The sequence below is a fragment of the Synechococcus sp. CS-1326 genome (assembly GCF_025128115.1).
GTDB lineage: Bacteria > Cyanobacteriota > Cyanobacteriia > PCC-6307 > Cyanobiaceae > Regnicoccus.
In genome coordinates, this window is sequence record NZ_JAHLYV010000010.1 from 1 (window position 1) to 22,902 (window position 22,902).

23 protein-coding genes, 1 tRNA gene and 2 pseudogenes are annotated in these 22,902 nt (G+C 68.5%); 9 read left to right on the forward strand and 17 right to left on the reverse strand.

Features of this window, described 5'->3' with window-relative positions:
- From KQ307_RS02475 to KQ307_RS02490, 4 genes and pseudogenes are all read right to left on the reverse strand, one after another.
- Window positions 1–214, reverse strand: a pseudogene (locus tag KQ307_RS02475) (IS5/IS1182 family transposase); the annotation flags it as partial.
- Window positions 215–227: 13 nt separating this feature from the next.
- Window positions 228–689: a hypothetical protein gene (locus KQ307_RS02480; protein WP_259726823.1), complete on the reverse strand. Its 462-nt coding sequence runs from the start codon at window positions 687–689 to the stop codon at window positions 228–230.
- A 133-nt stretch (window positions 690–822) separates the two neighbouring features.
- Window positions 823–895, reverse strand: a tRNA-Ile gene (locus KQ307_RS02485).
- Between the two features lie 9 nt (window positions 896–904).
- On the reverse strand, window positions 905–1,549 hold the full coding sequence (locus tag KQ307_RS02490; RefSeq protein ID WP_259702721.1) for an occludin/ELL family protein: 645 nt from the start codon (window positions 1,547–1,549) through the stop codon (window positions 905–907).
- Between the two features lie 46 nt (window positions 1,550–1,595).
- Here KQ307_RS02490 and pyrE point away from each other — a divergent pair, with 46 nt between their 5' ends.
- Together pyrE and KQ307_RS02500 are read left to right on the forward strand one after the other, a co-directional pair.
- Complete coding sequence (gene pyrE, locus KQ307_RS02495; RefSeq protein WP_259702722.1) at window positions 1,596–2,177, forward strand: orotate phosphoribosyltransferase; 582 nt, start codon at window positions 1,596–1,598, stop codon at window positions 2,175–2,177.
- Window positions 2,178–2,590: 413 nt separating this feature from the next.
- Window positions 2,591–2,914 (forward strand): annotated as a pseudogene (locus tag KQ307_RS02500) (tRNA-modifying protein YgfZ); the annotation flags it as partial.
- Window positions 2,915–3,096: 182 nt separating this feature from the next.
- Here KQ307_RS02500 and KQ307_RS02505 read toward each other — a convergent pair.
- A complete protein-coding gene (locus KQ307_RS02505; RefSeq protein ID WP_259702723.1) occupies window positions 3,097–4,689 on the reverse strand; it encodes a TM0106 family RecB-like putative nuclease in 1,593 nt (530 codons plus the stop codon).
- A 104-nt stretch (window positions 4,690–4,793) separates the two neighbouring features.
- Here KQ307_RS02505 and KQ307_RS02510 point away from each other — a divergent pair, with 104 nt between their 5' ends.
- The 3 genes from KQ307_RS02510 to KQ307_RS02520 are packed head-to-tail and all read left to right on the forward strand — an operon-like array spanning window position 4,794 to window position 7,164.
- Window positions 4,794–6,263, forward strand: coding sequence for a phosphoglucomutase/phosphomannomutase family protein (locus KQ307_RS02510; protein WP_259702724.1), 1,470 nt, complete (start codon window positions 4,794–4,796; stop codon window positions 6,261–6,263).
- A 2-nt stretch (window positions 6,264–6,265) separates the two neighbouring features.
- Window positions 6,266–6,940, forward strand: coding sequence for an RdgB/HAM1 family non-canonical purine NTP pyrophosphatase (gene rdgB, locus KQ307_RS02515; protein WP_259702725.1), 675 nt, complete (start codon window positions 6,266–6,268; stop codon window positions 6,938–6,940).
- A gap of 59 nt (window positions 6,941–6,999) precedes the next feature.
- Window positions 7,000–7,164 carry a Nif11-like leader peptide family natural product precursor gene (locus tag KQ307_RS02520; RefSeq protein ID WP_259702726.1) on the forward strand — a complete coding sequence of 55 codons (165 nt, stop codon included), beginning with the start codon at window positions 7,000–7,002 and terminating at the stop codon, window positions 7,162–7,164.
- A gap of 12 nt (window positions 7,165–7,176) precedes the next feature.
- Here KQ307_RS02520 and KQ307_RS02525 read toward each other — a convergent pair whose 3' ends face one another.
- From KQ307_RS02525 to fabI, 4 genes are all read right to left on the reverse strand, one after another.
- On the reverse strand, window positions 7,177–7,599 hold the full coding sequence (locus KQ307_RS02525) for a DUF1499 domain-containing protein (protein WP_259702727.1): 423 nt from the start codon (window positions 7,597–7,599) through the stop codon (window positions 7,177–7,179).
- A gap of 1 nt (window position 7,600) precedes the next feature.
- Entirely contained in the window at window positions 7,601–9,109 is a 1,509-nt protein-coding gene (locus tag KQ307_RS02530; RefSeq protein ID WP_259702728.1) for a carotenoid oxygenase family protein, read from the reverse strand.
- A gap of 97 nt (window positions 9,110–9,206) precedes the next feature.
- A complete protein-coding gene (gene hisB / locus KQ307_RS02535; RefSeq protein ID WP_259702729.1) occupies window positions 9,207–9,821 on the reverse strand; it encodes an imidazoleglycerol-phosphate dehydratase HisB in 615 nt (204 codons plus the stop codon).
- Between the two features lie 100 nt (window positions 9,822–9,921).
- Complete coding sequence (fabI, locus tag KQ307_RS02540; protein WP_259702730.1) at window positions 9,922–10,704, reverse strand: enoyl-ACP reductase FabI; 783 nt, start codon at window positions 10,702–10,704, stop codon at window positions 9,922–9,924.
- Between the two features lie 45 nt (window positions 10,705–10,749).
- Here fabI and KQ307_RS02545 point away from each other — a divergent pair, with 45 nt between their 5' ends.
- On the forward strand, window positions 10,750–11,523 hold the full coding sequence (locus KQ307_RS02545) for a 4'-phosphopantetheinyl transferase superfamily protein (RefSeq protein WP_259702731.1): 774 nt from the start codon (window positions 10,750–10,752) through the stop codon (window positions 11,521–11,523).
- Here KQ307_RS02545 and KQ307_RS02550 read toward each other — a convergent pair.
- A complete protein-coding gene (locus KQ307_RS02550) occupies window positions 11,447–11,989 on the reverse strand; it encodes a hypothetical protein (protein ID WP_259702732.1) in 543 nt (180 codons plus the stop codon). The two genes, KQ307_RS02545 and KQ307_RS02550, sit on opposite strands and share 77 nt — an antisense overlap.
- Window positions 11,990–12,070: 81 nt before the next feature.
- Between KQ307_RS02550 and KQ307_RS02555 the strand changes: the two genes are divergently transcribed.
- On the forward strand, window positions 12,071–13,297 hold the full coding sequence (locus KQ307_RS02555; RefSeq protein WP_259702733.1) for a DegT/DnrJ/EryC1/StrS aminotransferase family protein: 1,227 nt from the start codon (window positions 12,071–12,073) through the stop codon (window positions 13,295–13,297).
- Between the two features lie 83 nt (window positions 13,298–13,380).
- Here KQ307_RS02555 and KQ307_RS02560 read toward each other — a convergent pair whose 3' ends face one another.
- From KQ307_RS02560 to folK, 3 genes are read right to left on the reverse strand one after another with little or no spacing between them, the layout of a single operon-like run.
- Window positions 13,381–14,877, reverse strand: a complete 1,497-nt coding sequence (locus KQ307_RS02560; protein WP_259702734.1) for an FAD-binding domain-containing protein — start codon at window positions 14,875–14,877, stop codon at window positions 13,381–13,383.
- A 1-nt stretch (window position 14,878) separates the two neighbouring features.
- On the reverse strand, window positions 14,879–15,439 hold the full coding sequence (locus KQ307_RS02565) for an NUDIX domain-containing protein (RefSeq protein ID WP_259702735.1): 561 nt from the start codon (window positions 15,437–15,439) through the stop codon (window positions 14,879–14,881).
- A complete protein-coding gene (gene folK, locus KQ307_RS02570) occupies window positions 15,417–16,064 on the reverse strand; it encodes a 2-amino-4-hydroxy-6-hydroxymethyldihydropteridine diphosphokinase (protein WP_259702736.1) in 648 nt (215 codons plus the stop codon). The genes KQ307_RS02565 and folK overlap by 23 nt, the downstream gene beginning before the upstream one ends.
- Before the next feature lie 53 nt (window positions 16,065–16,117).
- Here folK and bchD point away from each other — a divergent pair, with 53 nt between their 5' ends.
- Entirely contained in the window at window positions 16,118–18,250 is a 2,133-nt protein-coding gene (bchD, locus tag KQ307_RS02575; protein WP_259702737.1) for a magnesium chelatase ATPase subunit D, read from the forward strand.
- A gap of 30 nt (window positions 18,251–18,280) precedes the next feature.
- On the opposite strand, the gene KQ307_RS02580 is transcribed toward bchD, so the two are convergent.
- Together KQ307_RS02580 and KQ307_RS02585 are read right to left on the reverse strand one after the other, a co-directional pair.
- A complete protein-coding gene (locus tag KQ307_RS02580) occupies window positions 18,281–19,234 on the reverse strand; it encodes an MlaD family protein (protein ID WP_259702738.1) in 954 nt (317 codons plus the stop codon).
- A 6-nt stretch (window positions 19,235–19,240) separates the two neighbouring features.
- Entirely contained in the window at window positions 19,241–20,062 is an 822-nt protein-coding gene (locus KQ307_RS02585; protein ID WP_259726824.1) for an ABC transporter ATP-binding protein, read from the reverse strand.
- Between the two features lie 146 nt (window positions 20,063–20,208).
- On the opposite strand from KQ307_RS02585, the gene yvcK reads away from it, so the two are divergent.
- Entirely contained in the window at window positions 20,209–21,543 is a 1,335-nt protein-coding gene (gene yvcK, locus KQ307_RS02590; RefSeq protein WP_259726825.1) for a gluconeogenesis factor YvcK family protein, read from the forward strand.
- Between the two features lie 12 nt (window positions 21,544–21,555).
- Here yvcK and KQ307_RS02595 read toward each other — a convergent pair whose 3' ends face one another.
- Both KQ307_RS02595 and KQ307_RS02600 read right to left on the reverse strand, forming a co-directional pair.
- Window positions 21,556–22,134 carry an NAD(P)H-quinone oxidoreductase subunit J gene (locus tag KQ307_RS02595; protein ID WP_259726826.1) on the reverse strand — a complete coding sequence of 193 codons (579 nt, stop codon included), beginning with the start codon at window positions 22,132–22,134 and terminating at the stop codon, window positions 21,556–21,558.
- Window positions 22,127–22,891, reverse strand: a complete 765-nt coding sequence (locus KQ307_RS02600; RefSeq protein ID WP_259726827.1) for an NADH dehydrogenase subunit K — start codon at window positions 22,889–22,891, stop codon at window positions 22,127–22,129. The genes KQ307_RS02595 and KQ307_RS02600 overlap by 8 nt, the downstream gene beginning before the upstream one ends.
- Window positions 22,892–22,902 lie beyond the last annotated feature (11 nt).

Sequence of the window (22,902 nt, forward strand, 5' to 3'; positions counted from 1 at the left end):
AGAACGCCTGGAGCAGCGAGGCCAGCAGCAACTGCTCGGGTGGCACCGATGGTCGTCCTTCTGTCGCATACAGCGAGCAGAAGGTGGGGTTCAATCGATCAAGGGCCTGATCCGCCAATGTCCGGATCCGCCGTAACGGATAGCTGGACGGGATCCGCTCCTCGATCGAGACGTAGGAGAACAGGGAGCCGCTGCGCTCCTGTTGACCTCGCATCGGCTCCTGGCGGTCAGGTCATTCTGGAGCAGGTCTGTTTTGTCAGCAAACTCTTAAGTGGCCTGGCGTAATCCACCAGCCAGGTGGTAGCCGCCGTCTCTGATCGCCGCCGCGCCCCGAACCACCACGATTCTGTGCGGCTCAATGCCGCATGGTCTGTGATCTTTTGGGCCGAGTGGCCAGCCGCCTTGACCCCCTCCCCCTGCCAACGTGCCAGCGGGAACGGCTGAAGCCCCCGGCGGTGCAGTTCCACATCCCGGCTCAACTCCTTGGCAAGCTCCTGCGCTTGCTCGAGGCCCGCCGGATAGGGGTAGGGAGTGCAGACCCGCTGCTGGCACCAGCTTCCATCCGGTTTTGGCAGCGTCGCTTGCAACCGCAGTCGCTTACCTGACGGCGCCATCTCGATGGCAACGGCATTGCCCAGGTCCTTGAGGGCACGGTTGATGCGGGCCAGATACGGGTCGCGAGAAGCCATGGGCACTGTGCCTAAGACCGTACCTACTTTGCCTCTTTTTGGCCCGTTTTGTGCCTATGGAGTGCCTAGCTCGGCTCTTGGCTCGACCCTTTGACTCAGCTGAAAAGCCTTGCGTGGCAGTACTTTTGGTTGATGGGGGTCCCGAGGATCGAACTCGGCTCAGGCGGATTATGAGCCCGCTGCATTCACCAGATTGCTAGACCCCCTCTGGCTGGCTACCAGAGCCCACGGATCGGAGCGTCGCCAGGGATGAACTCCCGGCGGGGCAGGCCCTGCATCCCGCCTGATGGCCGATACCCATCCACCTGGGCGATCGGAACCGCGGTTGATTCCGGGCCGCTCTGAAGACTGCTGGTGAATTGATTCGGCAGATCGCCACTGCGCCAGGGGATCGGAGCGCTCTGCTCCTCCAGCAGGGCTGAAGTGGTGTTCTGAATCGCCGAACTGTCCCAGAGGATCGCCTGATCCGGGAAGCCCAGTCCCATCACCGTGTTTCCATCGCTGCCCCCCATCGCGATGCCCAGGATGTCGGTGAACTGGTGGGTGAGGCTGACGCCCCGCGCGAAGCTGGACCGATAGGTGAATGCGCGACGCTCCACCAGGGCCTCCGTGGTTTCCACAACGCCGCAGCGGGTGACCTCCACCGGGCCGGCAGTGCCGAAACGTCCGCCCTGGGGCGGAGCTTCCAGGGTGGTGGTGCAGATCACCGGAGCCGCGAGGGCGGGCAGGCAGGTGATGGCCATTGCCCCGGCCAGCAGTGGCAGGAGACGGAGGCCTGCAGGAAGCGGCTGGAGCTGCCGCAGCGAGAAGATGGGGCCCATGCCGGGCAACTGGCGATCGATACCGAACAATTTAGGCACCGCATCCAGTTCTGCCCAGCCTCCCGACGACCCGTCCCCGCTTCCCATGCAACCGCCCTCCGATCCAGCCGCCCAGCGCGGCGCCCTGCTGGCCCTGCTGGCCAGCCGCTCCTACCGCCACGGCCGGTTCACCCTCGCCTCCGGCCGCAGCAGCGACCACTACATCAATTGCAAGCCGGTCAGCCTGAGCGGGCCCGGCCTGGCCGCCCTGGCGGAGCTGTTGCTGGATCAGGTGGAAGCGGAGGCCGTCGCCGTCGCCGGTCTCACCCTCGGCGCTGATCCACTGGTTTCCGGGGTGGCGATGGCCGCGGCCCTGGCGGGGCGATCGCTGGACGCCCTGATCGTGCGCAAGGAGGCGAAGGGCCATGGCACCGGTGCCTGGCTGGAGGGTCCCCTGCCAGCCGCCGGCAGTCGGATCACCGTGCTGGAAGACGTGGTCACCACCGGCGGTTCCTCGCTCAGGGCGGTTGAGCAGCTGCGCCAGGCCGGCTACGTGGTGGAGCGGGTGGTCACGATCGTCGATCGTCAGGAAGGCGGCCTCGAGGCGATGACGGCGGCGGGGCTGGAGCTGCGCAGCCTGTTCCTGCTCCAGGAGATCGCCGCTTCGGCCCGGGGTTTGCAAGGCTGAGGCCAGCCCATGTTTCAGCTTCTGCCGTGAGCAGCCTTCCCAGCGACGACCCCTGGCAGTGGCAACCGCCTCAGCCCTGCCGCTGGCAGCAGCCGGTCAGCCTGATCCGGCTCGATGGCCCAGGCGTGCTGCGTTTTCTGCATGGCCAGACCAGCCAGGATCTGGAGCGGGCCGTTGCCGGCCAGTGTCTCGTCACCTGCTGCATCACCCCCACCGCCCGGTTGCGGGGACTGGCGGAGGTGCTGGTGGATGCCACCGGTGCCTGGCTGGTGATCACCGCCGGAGATGGCGGCTCGATTCACCAGGCCCTCGATCGCGTGCTCTTTCCAGCCGACCAGGTGGCCCTGGGCGGGCCTGTTGCCGCTGTGATGCACTCCGTGCTGGGGGCGGCCGGGATCCTCGCGGCGGCCGGTATGGGCGCCATCCCGCAGGGGCGATGGACCGCCCTGGGCCCCGAGCCGGGGCAAGGCTGGTTGTTGCCTGATCCCAACCGGATCCTGCTCAGGGCCGATCAGCCCGCCCCGGCCTGGCTGGAGGCTCTGCCGGCCCTGAGCCGGCTGGATCAGCAGCGCTGGCGGCTGCAGCAGGGATTGCCGCAGGAGCCGACCGAGATCAACGAGGATCTCAACCCCTTCGAGCTGGGACTGGCAGAGCGCGTCAGCCTCAGCAAGGGGTGTTATGTGGGCCAGGAAACCCTTGCCAAGCTGGCCACCTACGACGGGGTCAAACAGCAATTGCGGCGCTGGACCTGGAGCCCGGATCAGGATCCGGAGCCAGCCGCCGCTCCTGAAACCCCAGCTCCTGGCACTCCGCTGATCGATACGGCCGGCCAGCGGGCCGGCTGGATCAGCTCCAGCCTGGAGTTGCCCGCAAGCGCAGGCAGGCCCCGCCGGCTGATCGGCCTGGCCCTGGTGCGGCGTCAGGCCCTCGGGGAAGCCACGCTGCTGGCCGACTCGCTGCCGCTGAGCATCTCCGCTCCGGCCGGGTTCAGGGCTCCGCCGGTGGGGGCCGGTGGAGGCGCCTCCGGCCGGGGATCCTGAGCCAGCAGCCAGGCGGCCACCGCCCAGGTGGCCAGGGTGTCGTCGTGGTTGTAGCGAAGGATGCGCAGCAGGTTGTGGCGGCTGCCCCGGCCGGTGCCGGTGCCATCGCCCCGCCACTGCCGCCACCAGAGCAGGCAACGGGCCCCCTCCACCCCCTTCTGGCTCCACCGGAAGCCGAGCAAGCTCGCCACCGCCTTGAGCCCGTAGCTGTTCACCGGCAGCCGCCAGTGCTGTCGCAGGCGCTGGTGCACATCCACCATTCGGGCCCGCAGCTGGCGCACCTCCTGCTCGCTCGCTCCCTGCCGCTGGGCCAGGCGGCTCAGGCCGATCGATTCGGTTTCGCCGAAATGGAGCAGGGGCCAGCCGGGATGGCGATCCAGCAGAGTGCGGAGCCGCTGCCACAGCCGGGCCTCACCATGCTCATGCAGGGCCAGGACCGGCTGGTAGGTGCTGCCCTCTGCTTGGCTGGGCCAGGAGCCATCGGCATGGCGCCTGAGCCGCAGGAAGCCGTGCAGGAAATCGTCGCGGGCATCGGGATCCGATTCGATGTCGTAGATCAGCACGCCTTCGGCTTCGCTCAGCTCGGGCAGGGCTGATCCCACCACCCCTGGCGCCTGGCAGAGCCGCTCCGCCACACCCTGGCGTTGCACCCGTGCCTGAGCCACCAGCTGGGCCGCCACCTCCCGATGCTGCTCACCGTGCACCTCCAGGCCGTCGGCCAGCGTCTCCGGGTCGGCTTCGGCCAGGTCGCTGAGTCGGTGCAGGCCCAGTTCGATCAGCAGTTCCCGTCGCTTCCCGCCGACGCCGCTCACCTCGCTGAGATGGCCCAGGGCGGCCGCTTCCTGATCGCAGGCGCCCCGCCAGGAGCAGAGCACGCACTTGCGCCGGTCGTTCACCAGGGGCGGGGGCTGCGAGGAATCGAGATCGGCGGCGAGCCTGGGCAGAGCGTCCTCCAGCTGGCGCTGCAGGCCAGGGGTGAGCGGGAGTTGCTCACGTTCCTGGTGGCGGCCGTGGCCAGCGACCACGAGGCCGTGGCTCACCGTCCCCTGCTGGGTTCCAGCCAGCAGACGGCCCCAGAGGGTCAGCACCAGCCGGTGTTCCCGGGTCAGGCGCCTGCCCTGGCGGGCCAGGGCAGGCTGGTAGGCGTAGGAGCCCCAGCGGCTGGTGCCGGCCAGGCGCACCAGCAGGGGTGGATGGCCTTCGAGCTGGAGCCCCCCTGGGGTGCGCTCCACCAGCCGCATTCCCACGACCGCGGGCTCGCCGGCGGCGCAGGCCGCTTCGCCCTTGCCGGGGATCCGGCCGAGCAGGCTGACGAAACAGCGTTGCTGGTCGTCGAGTTGCAGGGTGCGATGGGCGCTCCAGAGGCGTTCTGAAGGATCGCCATGGCGATCCAGCCAGGCGCGCCGTCGACAGCGCAACCAACTGCGCAACAACCGGTCGGTCACGACCTGGGTCTGGGCGGCGATCGGCATGGGGATCAGGCTAAGGCGGCCAGTGGCCTGCCACCAGGCCGGCACCTCCAGGCACCCGCGGGCCTTTCTCCCCTGCTACGAGCTTCTTACCGCTCGCCTGCTCGATGCTTTCCGCACCCCTGCCCCTGGAGCCAGGCCCGATCAAGTTCGGTACCGACGGCTGGCGCGGCATCCTCGGCGTTGACATCACGATCGAGCGCCTGTTGCCCGTGGCGGCGGCAGCCGCCCGTGAACTGGCCCATTCGGCCCCGGAGGGGCTCAGCAGCCGTGAGGTGGTGATCGGTTACGACCGCCGCTTCCTGGCTCCGGAGCTGGCGGCGGCGGTGGCCAGTGCCGTGCGCGGCGCCGGCCTCGAGCCGCTGCTCACTGACAGCCCCGTGCCCACTCCCGCCTGCAGCTGGGCGCTGGTGGAGCGGCGATCGCTGGGGGCCCTGGTGATCACCGCCAGCCACAACCCCCCCGAATGGCTGGGCCTGAAGATCAAGGGCGCCTTCGGCGGTTCGGTGGAGGGTGACTTCACCGCCCGGGTGGAGCGCCGCCTGGAGGCCGGCGGCATCACCGTGCCGATCCCGGGGGAAACCCCCTGTTTCGATGCCTGGAGCGGCTACCTGAACGGCCTGCGCCGCCAGGTGGACACCGCCCGGTTGATCGAAGGGCTTGAAACGATGGGGCTGCAGGTGATCGTCGATCCGATGCATGGTTCGGCCGCCGGTGGTCTGCCGGCCCTGCTGGCAACAGACGCGCCGGGCTCCGGTGCGATCCGGGAGATCCGCTCCAACCGTGACCCCCTCTTCGGTGGCCACCCCCCTGAGCCGCTTGCTCCCTACCTGGGCGAACTGATCGCGGCTGTTCAGGCGTCCGCTGCGGCCGGCCGGCCGGCGGTGGGCATCGTCTTCGATGGCGATGGCGACCGGATCGCCGCGATCGACGAACGGGGCCGCTACTGCAGCACCCAACTGCTGATGCCCCTGCTGATCGACCATCTGGCCCGGGCCAGATGCCTGCCGGGCGCCGTGATCAAGACCGTCAGCGGCTCTGACCTGATGCAGCTGGTGGCGGAGGGCCTGGGGCGGAAGGTGATCGAGAAGCCGGTCGGGTTCAAGTACATCGCGGCTGAAATGCTCACCGGTGAGGTGTTGATCGGCGGTGAGGAATCGGGTGGGGTGGGCTTTGGCCTGCACCTGCCGGAGCGGGATGCCCTGCTCGCCGCCCTGCTGCTGGTCGAGGCGCTCGTTGAGGGCGGTGTGCCCCTGGGTGAGCGCCTCGACCGCCTCCAGGCGGCCCATGGCGGTGTGAGTGCCTACGACCGCCTCGATCTGCGGCTCAAGGACATGGCCAGCCGCGAGCGGCTGGAGGCCCAGCTGGCGGCCGCACCTCCCGGAGAGGTTGCCGGCGCGCCCGTGCTCGAGGTGATCCGCACCGATGGCGTCAAGCTGCGGCTGGGGCCGAGCCACTGGCTGATGCTGCGTTTCTCAGGCACCGAACCGCTGTTGCGGCTCTACTGCGAAGCTCCGTCGGTGGAGAGGGTCGCGGCGGTGCTGGCCTGGGCGCGTGACTACGCCGAGGCGACCTGAACGTGGAGGGCATCGCATCCTCCGCCGGCCCCACCGTCCTGGTGATCGCCAGCGGCAATGCCGGCAAGTTGCAGGAGTTCCGTCGCTTTCTCTGCCCGCCAGCGGCGGACCGTGATCCGGATCTTGAACTCCGCCCCCAACCCCAGGGTCTGGACGTGGAGGAAACGGGCAGCAGCTTCGCCGCCAATGCGCGCCTGAAGGCCGAGGCGGTGGCACGAATCACCGGCGAATGGAGCCTCGCCGATGATTCCGGCCTCTCGGTGGAGGCCCTCGGCGGTGAGCCCGGCATCCGCTCGGCCCGCTATGCCCCCACGGATCCTGAGCGGATCGCCCGGCTGCTGCGGGAGCTGGAGGAGGCCACCACCATGGCCGCCGCCGCCGGCCTGCCCTGCTCCAGAAGGGCACGGTTCACTGCCGCTCTGGCCGTGGCGGATCCCGGCGGACGGATCGCCCTGGAGGTGGAGGGATGCTGTGAGGGTGAGATCCTGCCGGCGCCGAGGGGAACCGGTGGGTTCGGCTACGACCCGCTCTTCTACGTTCCGGAGCTCCGGCTCAGCTTTGCTGAGATGGATTCCGAGCAGAAGCGCAGGGTGGGTCACCGGGGCCGGGCCCTGCGGGCCCTGCTGCCCCGATTGCGGGCCTTGCTGGGCTCAGCCGCCGCCGCCCGGCCTGACTGACCCGGCCTGACTGACCCGGCCCGACCGACTAGGACGGAGGGAGTCTTCAGAGTCCACCCATGTCCAAATCCCAGCTCACCGCCTTCCTGGCCCAGGTTGAAGCCGACCCGGCCCTCAAGCTGAGGGTCGAGGCGGCCACCGATCTCAACGCCGTGGTGGTGATCGGCCAGGAAAGTGGCCATCTGTTCTCCGCAGCCACCCTGGCCCGTCATCAGCGCGGCTGATTCAGCAGGGGTTCAGGGTCTGAGCGCCCCACGCAGCTGCTCCACCCTGGCGCGGTTGACGCCGAGGTCGGAGTCCCCCAGCCGGGAAGCCGAGCGGACCTGCAGCACGCCGGCTTCAGGGTCGGCGGCCAGCTCGAGATCGTCGATGAAGCCGAACAGGCGGCTTTCCGCCGTGGCATGCAGGTAGCTCGGGGATGAGCTTTCGATGCGGGTGCCGGGCAGGCCCGCCAGCACAGGACCGAGTTGCTTCAGGGCCGCTGCTGGATCGGCGAGGCGCCAGTCTTCGCGAACGCAGTGGGCCGGGCTGGGGCAGGCGGCCAGCTGGCCGGCCTGCAGGCCCAGCGACTCCGGCACGGGCCCGGCCAGGTGCAGCAGGGAGGCTTCGGCCGGCAGGGGCAGCCAGAGCAGGGCCAGCAGCAGGAAGAGGTGCACCATCTCAGCTGGCCTCGGCCCAGCTGCCATGCAGGCCGTGGGGGATCGCCAGGGGCAGGGGCAGCACGGCCTGCTCGCTGAGGTCGCCGGCCCGGAGAATCACAAGATCGCTGGAACAGCGGGCTCCGTTCCAGACCACCACCAGCAGCCAGCCATCGTCTTCCTCGCTGCCTTCGGCCCGGGGCACCATCACCGGCTCACTCACGAATCCCCGTGGCGCGGCACTCCACAGCAGGCGCTCGCCGCTCTCCAGGTCGAGTTTCTCAATCGCCTGCAGCGGTGCGTTGCCGCTTTCCTGCTCCGTGACCGCCATCCAGGCATAACGGGCTCTCAACCCCACCCGGGCGGGATTCACGGTGGCGAATTCGCAGCAGCGCTCCTCCAGCAGCTCGGTGGAAACCGTGCCGGCCGCCAGGTCGATCCGGCAACGCTTGAGCTGGCCGATCGGCAGGCTGGCGAAGTCGACGGCGCGGAAGTCCACATCCGGGCCGATCGAGGGGAAATCGGCGTAGAAGATCGAATCCACCACCACCGTGCCCGCTGCTCCCTGGTCGGGTTCCTCCCAGGCGTTGAGGTGATGGAACACGAAACCCTCAGGCGCGGCCACCTGAAGTGGTTTGCCATCGCCGGAACGGGGCAGCAGCCAGAACTCCCCGGGGACGCCTGGCTTCGAATCGAGGCACTGGGCAGCCCCCTTGAGGCCGAACACGAAGCCGAGCGGGTTGAACGACATGGCGTTCTGCAGGAACACGGCCCAGTGGGGTGTGATCGCGAAGTCGTGCAGGAAGGCGAAGCCGCCGAAGCTGTGCTTCTGGTCGGTGAGCAGGGCCCCTGCATCGGCTCCATCGGCACCGAACTCCATCAGCCTGATCGTGCTGCGGGGCCCGGCCTTGACACCGAAGCTGACCATGCGGCGACGGCCGTGGTGGCCAGGATCGAAGCGGGGGTGCGCACTGAAGGCCTCGGCCGGGGCCAGGTTGCCGTCGAGCAGGTCGATCCCGGTTGTTTCCAGTGACTCCGGATCGAGGCTGTGGGGCGAGCTGGCCTCCCACAGGGCCAGCAGCTTGTCGCCCAGCCGCACCACATGGGTGTTGGCGATGTTCTTGAGCCGCAGGTCGAAGGCATTGGCCGCCAGGCCGCCGGGCTTCTGGGTGCCGAACACGCCGCGGTAGGTGAACTTGCCTGCCGCCTCTTCCGCCTGCCAGCCCTCGGTGCGCACGAAGCGATTGGTGAGCCGGGCCTGGCCGGCCTCGAAGCGAAGGGCGGTGATCATGCCGTCTCCGTCGAAGGGGTGGTGCACCCAGCGACCGCCCCGCTCGAGGCGACCAGGCCCGTTGCGGTAGAGGGTGCCCTTCAGCTGGGCCGGGATCGTGCCGGAGCTGGCTTCGAGGCCAACGGCGGTGAGCTCGCTGCCTACGTTGCGGAAGGCACTGGCCCAGTCGGAGCGGTCGTAGGCGGTGGCTGGGCCGGCGGCAGGGCTGCTGGGTTCAGGTCGGCTGGGGGCGACGGTCATCGGATGGCAGCGGAGCGCATTGGGCGAATCCCATCATCACGTAACGAACCATTACGGCGTGGCTGTGGGTCCAGGACCTGCCGGGCCGGGGCCCGCTTCAGCCCCAGCCGCCCGCCTGCTCCAGCAGGCCCTTGCTGCTGGGCACGCCGCTGGCGCGGCGCGGATCGATCTCCACCGCCAGGCGCAGGGCCCGGGAGAAGGCCTTGAAGCAGGCCTCCACGATGTGGTGGGAGTTGGCGCCGCTGAGCTGACGGATGTGGAGGGTGAGGCCGGAGTTGTTGACCACCGCCACGAAGAATTCCCGCACCAGTTCGGTGTCGTAACTGCCGAGCCGCTGGGCCGGGATCGCCAGGTCGTAGCTGAGGTGGGGCCTGCCGGAGCAGTCGAGCGCCACCTGCACGAGAGCTTCATCCAGCGGTGCCGTGAAGTGTCCGAACCGCTGGATGCCGCGCCGCTCCCCGAGTGCCTGGGAAAGGGCCTGGCCCACCGCGATGCCCACATCTTCATTGGTGTGGTGAGCATCGATCTCGAGGTCACCCCTGGCGGTGATCACCAGATCCAGCAGGCCATGGCTGGCCAGCTGATGCAGCATGTGATCAAGGAACGGAACGCCGGTGTTCACCTGGCAGCGACCTGTTCCGTCGAGAGAGAGCTCCACCCGCACATCGGTTTCGCCGGTGACGCGGTGGATCGTGCCGGTGCGTGGGTCCATCTCGATCGGGGCCGCGGTGGTTCTGATACGCCATTGTGATCGCCGCCAAGGCCATCGGCCGCCAGCCAGCGAGCCAGCCATGCTGCCCGCAAGCTGGTGATCACATTCCCGAGATGCCGTAGCCGGCGTCCACGTAGATCACCTGGCCGGTGATGCCGGAGGCCAGCGGACTGGCCAGGAAGGCGGCGGTGGCGCCCACTTCGTTCTGGGTGACGGTGCGGCGCAGGGGGGCCTTCGCTTCCACGGTATGGATCATGTCGAGGATGCCGCCGATGGCGGAACTGGCCAGGGTGCGGATCGGACCGGCGCTGATCGCGTTCACCCGAACCTGCTTGTCGGGGCCAAGCTCTGCCGCCAGATAACGGACCGAAGCCTCCAGGGCCGCCTTGGCGACGCCCATCACGTTGTAGTTGGGGATGGCTCGTTCGGACCCCAGATAGCTGAGGGTGATCACGCTGGCCCCCTCGTTGAACAGGGGCTTGGCCCAGCGGCAGAGCGGGGCGAGGGAGTAGGCGCTCACCTCAAGGGCCCGGGCGAAGCCCTCCGGGCTGATGGCGGAGTAGTCGCCGATCAGCTCCTCCTTGCCGGCGAAGGCCAGGCAGTGCACCAGCACGTCGAGGCTGCCCCATTGCTCCTTGACACGCTCGAACACCGCCTCGATCTGGGCCGGGTCCTGCACGTTCAGGGGCTCGAACAGGCTGGGGTTCAAGGGCGCGGTGAGCTCGCGCACCTTGGCCTCGAAACGGCCCTTCTCATCGGGCAGGTAGGTGACCCCCAGGTCGCAGCCGGCGGCGGCCAGCTGCTGGGCGATCCCCCAGGCGATCGAGCGGTTGTTGGCGATGCCCGTGACGAGAGCTTTCTTGCCGCGCAGATCGAGGAGCATGGACGGGGATCAGGAGAATGGGATTCTCCCGCAGCGTCTGCAACCGTGGTCCTTCAGCCCAGGGCCTTTCGACCAGAGGGTCCCTGGGGGGGGCTTGATCCTTCGCCCGCCGCAGCTCCGGTTCTCTGGTTGATCGATCGCCGCCAGGAGGAACTGGCCCTGCAGCGTCCAGCGCTGCTGAGTCTGCTGGCTCCGGCGGAGCGGGTCCGGCTGGAGCGGTGGCGGCGGGCCGATGATCGCGACCGTTTCCTGCTTGGACGCGCTGCGCTGCGGCTGCTGCTGGGCGGGCTGTGTGGCGAGGATCCGGCCGGACTGGAACTGGAGGCCGGCCCCAATGGCAAGCCCCGCCTGGCGGCCGCCACCACCGCCCGCCTGGCCTCCAGGCCACCCGAGTTCAATCTGGCCCACTCCGGCGATCTGGTGCTGCTGGGTTTCCATCCCAAGCGTCCGGTGGGGGTGGACGTCGAGTGGCATCGCCCAGGCCTGCGCTGGGAGGCGATCGCCGGCCGGTGCCTGACTCCGGCGCTCTGCCAGGAGATCAAGGCGTTGCCAGCCGCGGCCAGGCCGCCGGCCTTTCTGCGGCATTGGTGCCGGCTTGAGGCGGAGCTGAAGGCGCGGGGAACCGGTTTCGCCGTCGTACCGGAACCCCAGCCTGCCCCCCTGCCGGGGGTGGTCCTGCACGATCTCGCCTTGCCACAGGGTTACAGCGGCGCTGCGGCTCTGTGTTGTGATGCCAGCCCTCTCAGCGGGGCGGTTCTTCCTGGGGGGGGATCGGTGCCAGGGACTCTTCCTGCTGACGCACTTCCTCCGGATCGCTGAGCAGGTCCTTTTCCTGCAGCATCGGCAAGGACTCCTTCTTCACCTCCTCAGGGCGGCGGGGCGGTTCGAGCCATTCCCAGCGACTGCGGGGAGCCCTGGCCTTGCACAACGCCTCAAGCTCGCGACCCAGAGCATGGCGCACGTCGCGGCGATCCATCGCGGCGAAGAACTCCGGTCGTGTCGCCAGACTGGAGCTGAACGGGGCGGAACCATTGCCGTTGAACAGCCTGGTGGCGTCGATCAGCCAGCGGGGTCGGCAGACCCCCGACTCCCGGGTGTCCGTCTCGAGCCAGATGTGAAGGCCATAGCCATCGGGCTGATTCACCACCGCCAGGCCGTCGTGGGGTTGGTGGCGCTGCAGGGGAAAGATCCTCCAGCTGGGTCGCTGGTGGGCGGGGGTGCAACCGCTCAGCAGCAGCAGGGCGCCCAGGCCGATGACTGAAAACCGATGCGGGAGCCGCGACAAGGACACAGGTCAGGATCGGCGCCGATCCTGCCGGAACCAGCCTTCGGCGCAACCCCAGCTGAGGGGTTTATGGTTCCCTCCATGCAGGTGCCCCCCTTCGATCTCACCGAGCAACTTCATCAACACGGTGAAGCCCTTGAGGATGCCGTTCTGCAGGTGTTGCGCAGCGGGCAGTACATCGGGGGGCCCACAATCGCTCGCTTTGAGCAACAGTTTGCCGCGGCGATCGGCTGTCCCCATGCGATCGGCTGCAACAGCGGCACCGATTCCCTGGTGCTGGCGCTCCGGGGCCTGGGCATCGGCCCCGGCCATGAGGTGATCACCAGTGCCTTCAGCTTTTTCGCCACGGCTGAAGCGATCAGCGCCGTCGGTGCCACTCCGGTGTTCGTCGATGTCGAGGAAAGCTCTTACCTGATCGATCTGGAACGGATCGAGGCCGCCATCACCCCGGCGACCAGGGCCCTGATGCCGGTCCACCTGTTCGGCCGTCCCGTTGATATGGAGCGTCTCGGCGCGATCGCCACCGCCCACAACCTCCTGGTGATCGAAGACTGCGCCCAGGCCACCGGGGCGACCTGGGCTGGGCGACCGCTCGGCAGCTGGGGAGAGGCCGGTTGCTTCAGTTTCTTCCCCACCAAGAACCTTGGCGGGGCCGGAGATGGAGGGGCGGTCACCTGTCGTGATCCCGACCTGGCTCAACGCATCCGTCAGTTGGCCGTCCACGGCATGCCCCGCCGCTATCTCCACACTTCTCTGGGATACAACAGCCGGCTCGACGCGATCCAGGCAGCCGTGCTCAACGTCAAGCTGCCCCATCTTCAGGGGTGGATCGGTCGCCGCCACCAGCTGGCGGCCACCTACCACCTGGAGCTGGAGGGAACCCCTGGCCTGGTGCTTCCCGAAGCCGGTCCTGAGGGCCATAGCTGGAACCAGTTCGTGGTGCGGGTGCCCCGCTGCCCCGCGGGCCAGGCAAGTTGCGCCGGGCAGTGCACCCCCTCCGCCGACAGCATTGCCCACGGACTGCCGGAAAGCTGCTGCCGCGACTGGCTGAAGCAGGAACTCGCCGCTGCCGGAGTCCAGACGATCATCTACTACCCGATTCCGATTCATCGCCAGCCCGCCTACGCCGGACTTGGCTACGGCCCCGGCAGCCTGCCGATCACCGAGCGGCTCACCGCAGAGGTGCTCAGTCTGCCGATCTTCCCGGAGCTGAGCGCCGCCCAGCAGAACCGGGTCATCGAGATGGTGCGGCAGGTCTGCGCGATGGCCCTGCCGGCCCAGTCACGGACCGCCTCGATCGCCGCCTGATCGGATCCAGTTATCCCGGATCCAGTTATCCCGGATCCAGTCAGCCCCAATCCAATCAGCTTGAACCCAGCCTTGCCGACCCCTCAGCGCAATCTGGCGTGGAGGGCCTTGAAATGGGCCTGCTGCTGACGGTGATCGACGATCGGCTCGGGGTAGCCACGCCGCTCCAGCGGGGCGATTTCGCCCCGGATCAGATCCGCCGTGGCCACGTGGGCGAGCTCCGGCAGCCAGCGCCGGATGTAAACGGCCTCCGGGTCGAAGCGGGCCGCCTGGGTGAAGGGGTTGAAGATGCGCAGTGGCTTCGGGTCCATGCCGCTGCTGGCACTCCATTGCCAGCCACCGTTGTTGGCGGCGAGATCGCCATCCACCAGGCGCCGCATGAAGGCCCGTTCACCCCATCGCCAGTCGCAGATCAGATCCTTGACCAGGAAGGAGGCCACGATCATGCGACAGCGGTTGTGCATCCAGCCGGATTGGTTGAGCTGGCGCATCGCCGCATCCACGATCGGAACACCGCTGAGACCCTCGCGCCAGGCATCGAACCGGCCGGTGTCGTTCTCCCATGGAAAGTGCTGCCACTGGGGGCGGTAGGGGCCACTCGCCAGGGCCGGAAAGTGGAACAGGGCCTGCTGATAGAACTCACGCCAGGCCAGTTCCTGCTCCCACACCGTGATCGCCTGCTCCTGCTCATGGCTGCCGGTGGCGGGGCGCATGGCCTGGGCCGCGGCCCAGGCCATGCGGGGGCTGAGCGTGCCGAACCGCAACGCCGCACTCAGCCCGGACGTTCCCGGTTCGGCGGGATGATTGCGGCCCTGTTCGTAGTCGAGCAGGGCTCTCTGGCTGAAGGCGGCCAGCTGGGCGGCGGCGGCGGTCTCGCCAGGACGGCAGGGGCAGAGGGCTGCTCCAGCAAAGCCGCGTCCCCTGGCGGCCAGCCGCTCCAGTGCCGCCGCCGGATCCGCCTCCAGGCCATCGGCCAGGACGGCCGCCTGGCTGGTGGCCTCGAGATCGAGCAGGCCGCCGGGCGCAGGCCGGGGCGTGAGGGCGGCGGGGGGCAGGCCGTCCAGCCACTTGCGCCAGCTGCGCCAGTAGGGGCCGTACACCCGGTAGGGGTCACCGCTTCCGGTCCGCAGGGCTTCGGGGGGCACCAGCAGCTGGTCCCAGTCCACCAGAACCCTGGTGCCATCAGCCTGCAGGGCGGCCGCCACCGCGCGGTCCCGGTGCCGCTCGGCGGGCTCCACTCCCCGGTTCCAGGTCACCACCTCCGCCTGGATCGCCCGCGCCAGCCTGGGCAGCAGCTCGGTGGCCTCCCCTTCCAGCACCAGCAGACGGCTGCCGGCCTCCTGCCAGCGCTGCCGCAGTTCGCGCAGGCTTTCGGCCAGGAACCACAGCCGGGCCGACGCCTGATCCGACGCCGAAAGCCAGTCGGCGTCGATCACGAACACACCGGTCACGGCCGGGGTGATCCGGGCGGCGGCGGCCAGGCCGAGGTTGTCGGCCAGGCGCAGATCCCGCCGGTGCCAGAACAGCCAGCGTGGCCCACTCCGGCTGGCGGCTGACCCTTCCCTGACCCCTGTCGTCACCTCAGAACCCCAGCTGCTGGCGGGCCCGGAACCAGGCGGTGACACTCTTGCCATCGAGGGCTTCATCGCCGCTGGCGATGGCGCCGTCCAGGTCCGAGGGCGTCAGCAGCAGCACCTCGAGATCTTCGTCGTCGTCGCCGGCGGGTGGCACCTCCAGCCGGGTGAGCCCCCGGGCCAGGAAGAGGTGAATCACTTCATCGGAATAGCCGGGACAGGGCAACATCACACCCAGCTCGTCCCAGCGGCTGGCGCTGTAGCCGGCCTCTTCGCCCAGCTCCCGCTCCATCGAGGCCTGGGGATTCTCCCCCTGCTCCAGGGTGCCGGCTGGAAACTCAAGGATGCGGCGCTGCACGGCGAAACGGTACTGGCGCAGGATCACCACCCGGCCGTCGTCGAGCATCGGCACCGCCAGGGCGGCGCCGGGGTGGCGGATGATCCCGAAGCTGGCTTCGATCCCGATCGGCAGCACGATGCGGTTGAGCTCGAAGCGCAGCTTGCGGGCCTGCAGCACCGCCTCTGTGGCCAGGTGACGCGAGGGCTCAGGGGGTGGCAGCGGCGCCATGGGATGGATCAGGAAGATCCCAGTCTGGCCGTTGCTCCGGCCAGCCGCTCCGGCCGGGCAGGGCCTCGGGGGGGACTTCGCCAGGCCGGTTCAGCAGGGTGGCCAGCAGCAGCGAGGCCGAAGCCCTGGCCCCCTGTGGAACCAGGGCCGGATCGATGGCCGCCAGGGGGGCCAGCACGAAGCTGCGCTGCTGCAGAAGCGGGTGGGGGAGGCTCAGCTCGGCGCTCCGCTGGCGGGCCTCGCCGCACCAGAGCAGATCCAGATCCAGGTGGCGTGGCCCCCAGTGCTCGACGCGGACGCGCCCGAAGCGCCGCTCGAGGGCCTGCAGCCGCTGCAGCAGATCCCGGGGATCCAGGCGGTTCAGGCTGGCCGAGGGGTGGTGCTCAGCTGTGGCCACCAGGGCGGCATTGAGATAGGGCGGTTGACCCGGTGGTCCCCCGACCGGCGCGGTGCGGAACAGCGGTGACCAACGGCAGTGCAGTCGATCGGCGGGCAATCCGGCGGCTTCGGCGGTTGCCGCCAGGCTGGCGGCCAGCAGGGGGCGAACCGCCAGCAGGGTGGTGAGCGGATCGCCGAGATTGGCCCCCAGGGCGATCGCCAGGCTGGCCGGTCGGGGGTTCTTCATCGCCAAAAGCTGATCGGCCAGACTGGCCCCCACCCAAACCGGTCTTTTCCTCCATGGTCGCAAGCGGCGTGCAGCCAGCCCCTCGACCCGGTTCGGGTTCGGTGCGTCAGCCAGCGGCCGGGGCCTTCCCGCTGGTGGCGATCACCGGCCATGGCACCCTCAAGCTGGCTCTGCTGCTGGCCGCTGTCGACCCCGGCCTGGGCGGAGTGGTGATCGCGGGGGGGCGTGGCACTGGCAAGTCGGTGCTGGCCCGGGGCCTCCATGCCCTGCTGCCTCCGATCGATGTGGTGGATTGCAGCCAGAACGCCGATCCCAGACGGCCCGAGGAGTGGGATGCCGCCACCCGTCGGCGCATCACCGAACTGGGCGGGGATGCCAGCGGCGCTGACCCCACCGCCCTGCTGCCTGCCCGGGTGATTCCGGCGCCCTTCATCCAGATCCCGCTCGGCATCACCGAAGACCGTCTGATCGGCTCGGTGGATGTCACCGCATCGCTGGCCTCCGGAACGAGCGTCTTCCAGCCGGGTCTGCTGGCCGAGGCCCACCGCGGGGTGCTCTACGTCGATGAACTCAATCTGCTGGACGATGGCATCACCAACCTGCTGCTGGCGGCGGTGGGCTCGGGGGAGAACCGGATCGAGCGGGAGGGGCTGAGCCTCTGTCACCCCTGCCGCTGCCTGTTGATCGCCACCTACAACCCCGAAGAGGGGCCCGTGCGCGATCACCTGCTTGATCGCTTCGCGATCGCCCTTTCGGCCAATCAGTTGATCAGCACGGAGCAGCGGGTGGAGATCACCCGCTCGGCCCTGCTGCATGGCGAGGCGGCCGCAGCCTTCGTGAGCCGCTGGCAGGATGAAACCGATGCCCTGGCCACCCAGTTGCTGCTGGCCCGCCAGTGGTTACCGGATGTGCGGATCGCCCGGGAGCAGGTGCTCTATCTGGTGAATGAAGCCATCCGTGGCGGCGTGGAGGGCCATCGGGCCGAGCTCTATGCGGTGCGGGTGGCCCGGGCCCATGCGGCCCTCAGTGGCCGAGATCTCGTCGATGCCGACGATCTGCAGGTGGCTGTTCGCCTGGTGATCGCGCCTCGGGCACTGCAGCTTCCTCCCCCTGATCCCGACCAGCCCCTGGAGCCGCCGCCACCCCCCCCGGCAGACCCGCCCCCGTCCGATCCGCCTGCGGAGGAGCCGCCGCCACAGGACGATGCCGAGGAGCCGGACCCGCCGGAGCCTCCCGATCAGGACGAGGCCGAAGCCGACCAGGACAGCCCCGATGATCAGGCGCCACCGTCGATTCCCGAAGAGTTTCTGCTCGATCCCGAAGCCACCGCGATCGATCCTGATCTGCTCCTGTTCGCGGCAGCGAAGACCAGGCGCGGTGGCAGCGGCAACCGTTCCGTCGTGATCAGCGACAGCCGCGGCCGCTACGTCAAACCGATGCTGCCCCGCGGGCCGGTGCGGCGGATCGCCGTTGATGCCACCCTGCGGGCCGCCGCTCCCCATCAGAAGGCGAGACGGCAGCGGGAGCCCCACCGCCGGGTGATCGTCGAGGACGGCGACCTGCGGGCCAAGCAACTGCAGCGCAAGGCGGGTGCCCTGGTGATCTTCCTGGTTGATGCCAGTGGTTCGATGGCGCTCAACCGCATGCAGAGCGCCAAGGGTGCCGTGCTGCGGTTGCTCACCGAGGCCTATGAAAACCGCGACCAGGTGGCCCTGATCCCCTTCCGGGGCGAGCAGGCGGAGGTGCTGCTGCCCCCCACCCGCTCGATCACGGCGGCGCGGCGGCGGCTGGAGCAGATGGCCTGTGGCGGTGGCTCACCCCTGGCCCATGGCCTCACCCAGGCGGCAAGGGTGGGGGCCAATGCCCTGGCCAGCGGCGATCTCGGCCAGGTGGTCGTCGTGGCGATCACCGATGGCCGCGGCAATGTGCCGCTGAGCCGCTCGCTCGGTCAGCCGGTGCTGGAGGGGGAGGAGCCGGTGGATCTCCGGGAGGAGCTCCGCCTCGTGGCCGGGCGCTACCGCGCCCTTGGCCTCAAGCTGCTGGTGATCGACACCGAGCGCAAGTTCATCGGCAGCGGCATGGGCAAGGAGCTGGCCGAGGCAGCCGGTGGCCGTTATGTGCAGTTGCCCAAGGCCAGCGACCAGGCGATTGCCGCGATCGCCCTGGAAGCTCTCAACGGCACCTGAAGGCCCAAGGGAGAACCCTCTGAACGGGTCCTACTCCGCTGGTTTGGCCTTGCCGGCCCTGCCCTTTTCTGCCTGGTCCCGGGCCAGGCCCGTCTGGGCCGGATAGAGCTCATCAAACAACTGGCCCAGTCCGATCGCCACGCTGCGGACCCCATCCATGAACATCGGGTCGCTGGTGAGCTTGTTCACATCGCCCCCCACCGCATCGACCCGGGCGGTGAGCCGCTGGGCGTTGCTGACCGTGGTCTTGAGCTCGGCCAGGGTCTTGGGGTTGTCGAGAGTGGCAGTGAGGTTGCGCACGTGCCGGCCGGCGGTGGCGGCATCGGCACTGGCGGCGTTCAGATTGGCAAGGATAGGATCGGCCTTGCCCACGGCCGCGTTCAGCTCCTTCACCAGCCGCTGCGCTTCCTTCAGGAAGACCTGGGCCTCCTTGGAGGTGGCATCGAAGCTGCGGGTGGTGGAGGCGATCTGGGGCAGGATCTGTTCCCGTTCAGCCTGGGCAAGCAATTTCTGCATCAGTTCGGTGACGCTGCTCAGGCTGGCGGCGGCGACACCCTTGAGTTCATTGCCGGCGCAGACCATCACCGCCTTGTCGCAGTTCGGATCGCGGGGGTTCGGGCCATTGGCGGCAAGGGGATTGCCGGTGCTGATCAAGGCGACCTGGGCATCCCCCCCCAGCAGGGAACCGGTCTGCACCTGGGCGATGGTGGGTCTGGCCAGGCGCAGCCTGGGATCGCTGATCTCCAGTTCGGCCAGCACCGCTGCCGAGGTGGTTTTGAGGCTCTTGACGCTGCCCACCTGCACGCCGCGATAGATCACCGGGGAGCGGTCCGCCAGGCCGGCGGCATCCTCAAAACTCGCCTTGACGATCCAGTTGTTCTGACTCAACGAGACCCCTCGCAGCCAGAGCCACAGGCCAAAGCTGCCGACTACAGCGCCGAGCAGGGTGAATCCGACCAGAGCCTCACGCACGCTACGCCGCATGTCGTATCAGAGCTCCACTGGTTGCATCGGGCCCTGCAGACTACCGCTGCGAAACTGGACCACATAGGGGTTCTGCGTGGTAGTGAAGGCTTCGGTGGGGCCGCACCACTGCACTCTGCCGTCGTAGAGCATCGCCACCCGCTCGGCGGAGCGCAGGATCGTGCTCATCACATGGCTCACCACCACCGAACATCCACCCGCCATCCGGCTGCTGGTGACGATCAGATCCTCGATGCGCGTGCAGGCCACCGGATCCAGGCCGGCGGTGGGTTCGTCGAACAGCAGCACGGGGTGTTGGCCGGTGGAACGGCTGGGGTCCTCGATCAGGGCGCGGGCAAAGCTCACCCGTTTCTGCATGCCGCCGCTGAGTTCTCCAGGCAACAGGTTTTCGATGCCCAGCAATCCGACGGCTTCCAGCGCCTGATGGACCCTGGCTCGGATGTCCCGGTCGCGCAGGCCGCTGTGTCGGTAGAGGAGGAAGCCCACGTTCTCGCCCACCGTCAGGGAGGCCAGCAGGGCAGGGTTCTGGAACACCAGCCGCACGTCGGGGGGGTGCGGTTGGTCGATGCGCAGGTAGCGCTGGGGGATGCCGTTGACGCGCAGTTCCCCGTCGCTGGGCAGCAGCAGGCCGGCGAGGATGCGCAGCACGGTGGATTTTCCCGTTCCCGATGGCCCCACCACCGCCAGCCGCTCCCCTTCCAGGAGGGTCAGGTTGACGTCGTCGAGAACGGTGTTGGAGCCCCAGCGCATGCTGAGGTTGACCAGCTCCACCACTGGTTGCGAACGGCTGGGGCCCGATGGCGGTGCCGGATTTTCCTTGTCGTTCATTCGTACAGTTCCATCGACTCCGTGCTGTGGCGTGAAGCCCTGTCGGTTTGAACTCCCAGCGCCCCCATCTGCCCCGACGCCTGAGCGGTCGGTCGGTTCGCCGTCCGGGTTGGATCGGTCGGGGAGATCGGCGTCAACAGGATCTGATGAGCCGCTCCAGGCGGGCCGTGCGCTGGCTGCAGCCCGGTCTGGTGGTGAAGCGCTGGGTTTTCACCTCCGGTCTTGGGCTGGTGCTGGCCCTGCTGGGGGCCGCCATCCTCGCCGATCTCAAGCCGATCTACTGGTCACTGGAATCGCTGAACTGGCTGCTCTCTCAGCTCACCCAGGTCCTGCCCAGGGGAATTACCGGCCCCGTGGTGCTGCTGATTGGTGCGGCCCTGGTGATCTGGGGTCAGAGCCGCAGCTTCGACTCGATCCAGCAGGCCCTGGCCCCGGAGAAGGGCACCGTGCTGGTGGATGCCCTGATGGCCCAGCGGCGGCTGAACCGGGGTCCCAGTGTCGTGGCGATCGGCGGCGGTACCGGCCTGGCCACCCTGCTCAGCGGCCTCAAGCGTTACAGCAGCAACATCACCGCCATCGTCACCGTGGCCGACGATGGCGGCAGCAGTGGTGTGCTGCGCCGCGAACTGGGGGTTCAGCCCCCCGGGGACATCCGCAACTGCCTGGCCGCCCTGGCCCGGGAGGAACCGTTGCTGACCCGGTTGTTCCAGTACCGCTTCCAATCCGGCAGTGGGCTTGAGGGCCACAGTTTCGGCAATCTTTTTCTCAGCGCCCTCACGGCAATCACCGGCAGCCTGGAGTCGGCGATCACCGCCAGCAGCCGGGTCCTGGCTGTTCAGGGTCAGGTTGTGCCTGCCACCACGGCGGATGTGCGCCTCTGGGCGGAGCTGGAGAACGGCGAGCGAATCGAGGGCGAATCCAGCATCGGCCATGCCACCAGCCCGATCGTGAGGCTCGGCTGCATCCCGGAGCGTCCACCGGCCCTGCCGCGGGCCCTCGAAGCCATCGCCAATGCCGAACTGATCGTGCTCGGCCCCGGCAGCCTCTACACCTCGTTGCTGCCCAATCTGCTGGTGCCCCAACTGGTCGAGGCGATCAGCCGCAGCAAGGCGCCCCGCCTCTACATCTGCAATCTGATGACCCAGCCCGGTGAAACCGACAGGTTGGACGTGGAGGGCCACCTGCGCGCGATCGAAGCCCAGCTGGCCAGCCTGGGTGTGGAAGAGCGACTGTTCACGGCGGTGCTCGCCCAGGAGACCATCGCCGACAACCGCCTGATCGACCACTACCGGGCCCGGGGGGCGGAACCGGTGATCTGCGACGGGCCGAAGTTGCGGAGCCAGGGCTATGAGGTGATGCAGGCTGCCTTGCAGGGCACCCAGCCCACGGCCAGCCTCCGCCATGATTCCCGCAGCCTCGCCCAGGCGGTGATGCGCTTCTACCGCAGGATGAAGGGAAACAGGGGACTGGAGTTCAGCTGAGCGGCGGCCGGCTCAGTAGGCATCCTGGAGTTCGTAGAAATCTGGCTGCACGTAGTCCTTACGGAGCGGGAAGCCCTTCCAGTCTTCGGGCATCAGCAGGCGCTTGGGGTGGGGATGCCCCACGAATTCAACCCCGTACATGTCGAAGGTTTCGCGCTCCTGCCAGTCGGCGCCGCGGTAGAGGCCATAGAGGCTGGGGATTCTGAGCGCTCCGTCCCTGGCAAGGAACACCTTCAGGCGCACCTCTTCGGGCCGGCTGCCCGGAGCGGGAGCTGGATCAGCCGCCGCACCCAGCTTGACGAGGTGATAGAAGCTCACCAGCCGTCCACCGGCCCCTTCGTCGTAGCCACCCTGACATTGCAGGTAATCGAAGCCCGTTGCCTTCAGGGCCGTGGCCAGCAACGGCAGGGCTTCCGGTTCCACACCGATCAGCTCAACGCCGACATGGTCGGTCCCGAGGCAGTCGTGATCAAAACCCTGGGAGCTGAGCCATTGGCTGACCGGGCCCGCAGTGGCGGCAACGAGCTCAGCGGGCTCTGGCTGCCGGACGGGGTCCTGGGCAGGAGCTGAATCGGAAGTGGGATCAGGCATCGGTGTTGACGCTGGTGGCGGGGATCGGCTCGGCTGTGGGGGCAGGGTCGGCCGTGGCCGCGATCGGCAGGCCGGAGGATTCGGCCAGGGCCGCCACCTGGGTTTCCGCCTTGAGATAGGCGCCGGTGATGATCGGCTCGACGGCTTTGAGCTGGTGGCTGATCGTCAGATAGCGGTGGGTGGGGAGCAGGTTGCCTCGCTCGGCCAGAGCCTCATTGCCCACTTTCTTGCGCAACTTGATCACGGCGTCGAAGATCGCCTCAGGCCGAGGCGGGCAGCCGGGGATGTACAGATCCACAGGGATCAGTTTGTCAACGCCGCGCACGGCAGTGGTGGAGTCGGCGCTGAACATGCCGCCGGTGATCGTGCAGGCACCCATGGCGATCACGTACTTGGGTTCCGGCATCTGCTCGTAGAGGCGGACAAGGGCCGGGGCCATCTTCATGGTCACCGTGCCGGCGGTGATCAGCAGGTCGGCCTGGCGGGGACTGGAGCGGGGCACAAGGCCGAAGCGGTCGAAGTCAAAGCGGGAGCCGAGCAGGGCGGCGAACTCGATGAAGCAGCAGGCCGTTCCATAGAGGAGGGGCCAGAGGCTGCTGAGCCTCGCCCAGTTATGTAGGTCGTCGAGGCTGGTGAGGATCACGTTCTCGGATAGATCCGAGGTGACCGTGGGAGCTCCGATCGGGTTGCAGGTGGCGGCGCGCAGATCGCGCAGGGCCTCGATCGATGGGGAAACAGGGGAAGGGGTGATCGTCATCGTGAGAGACC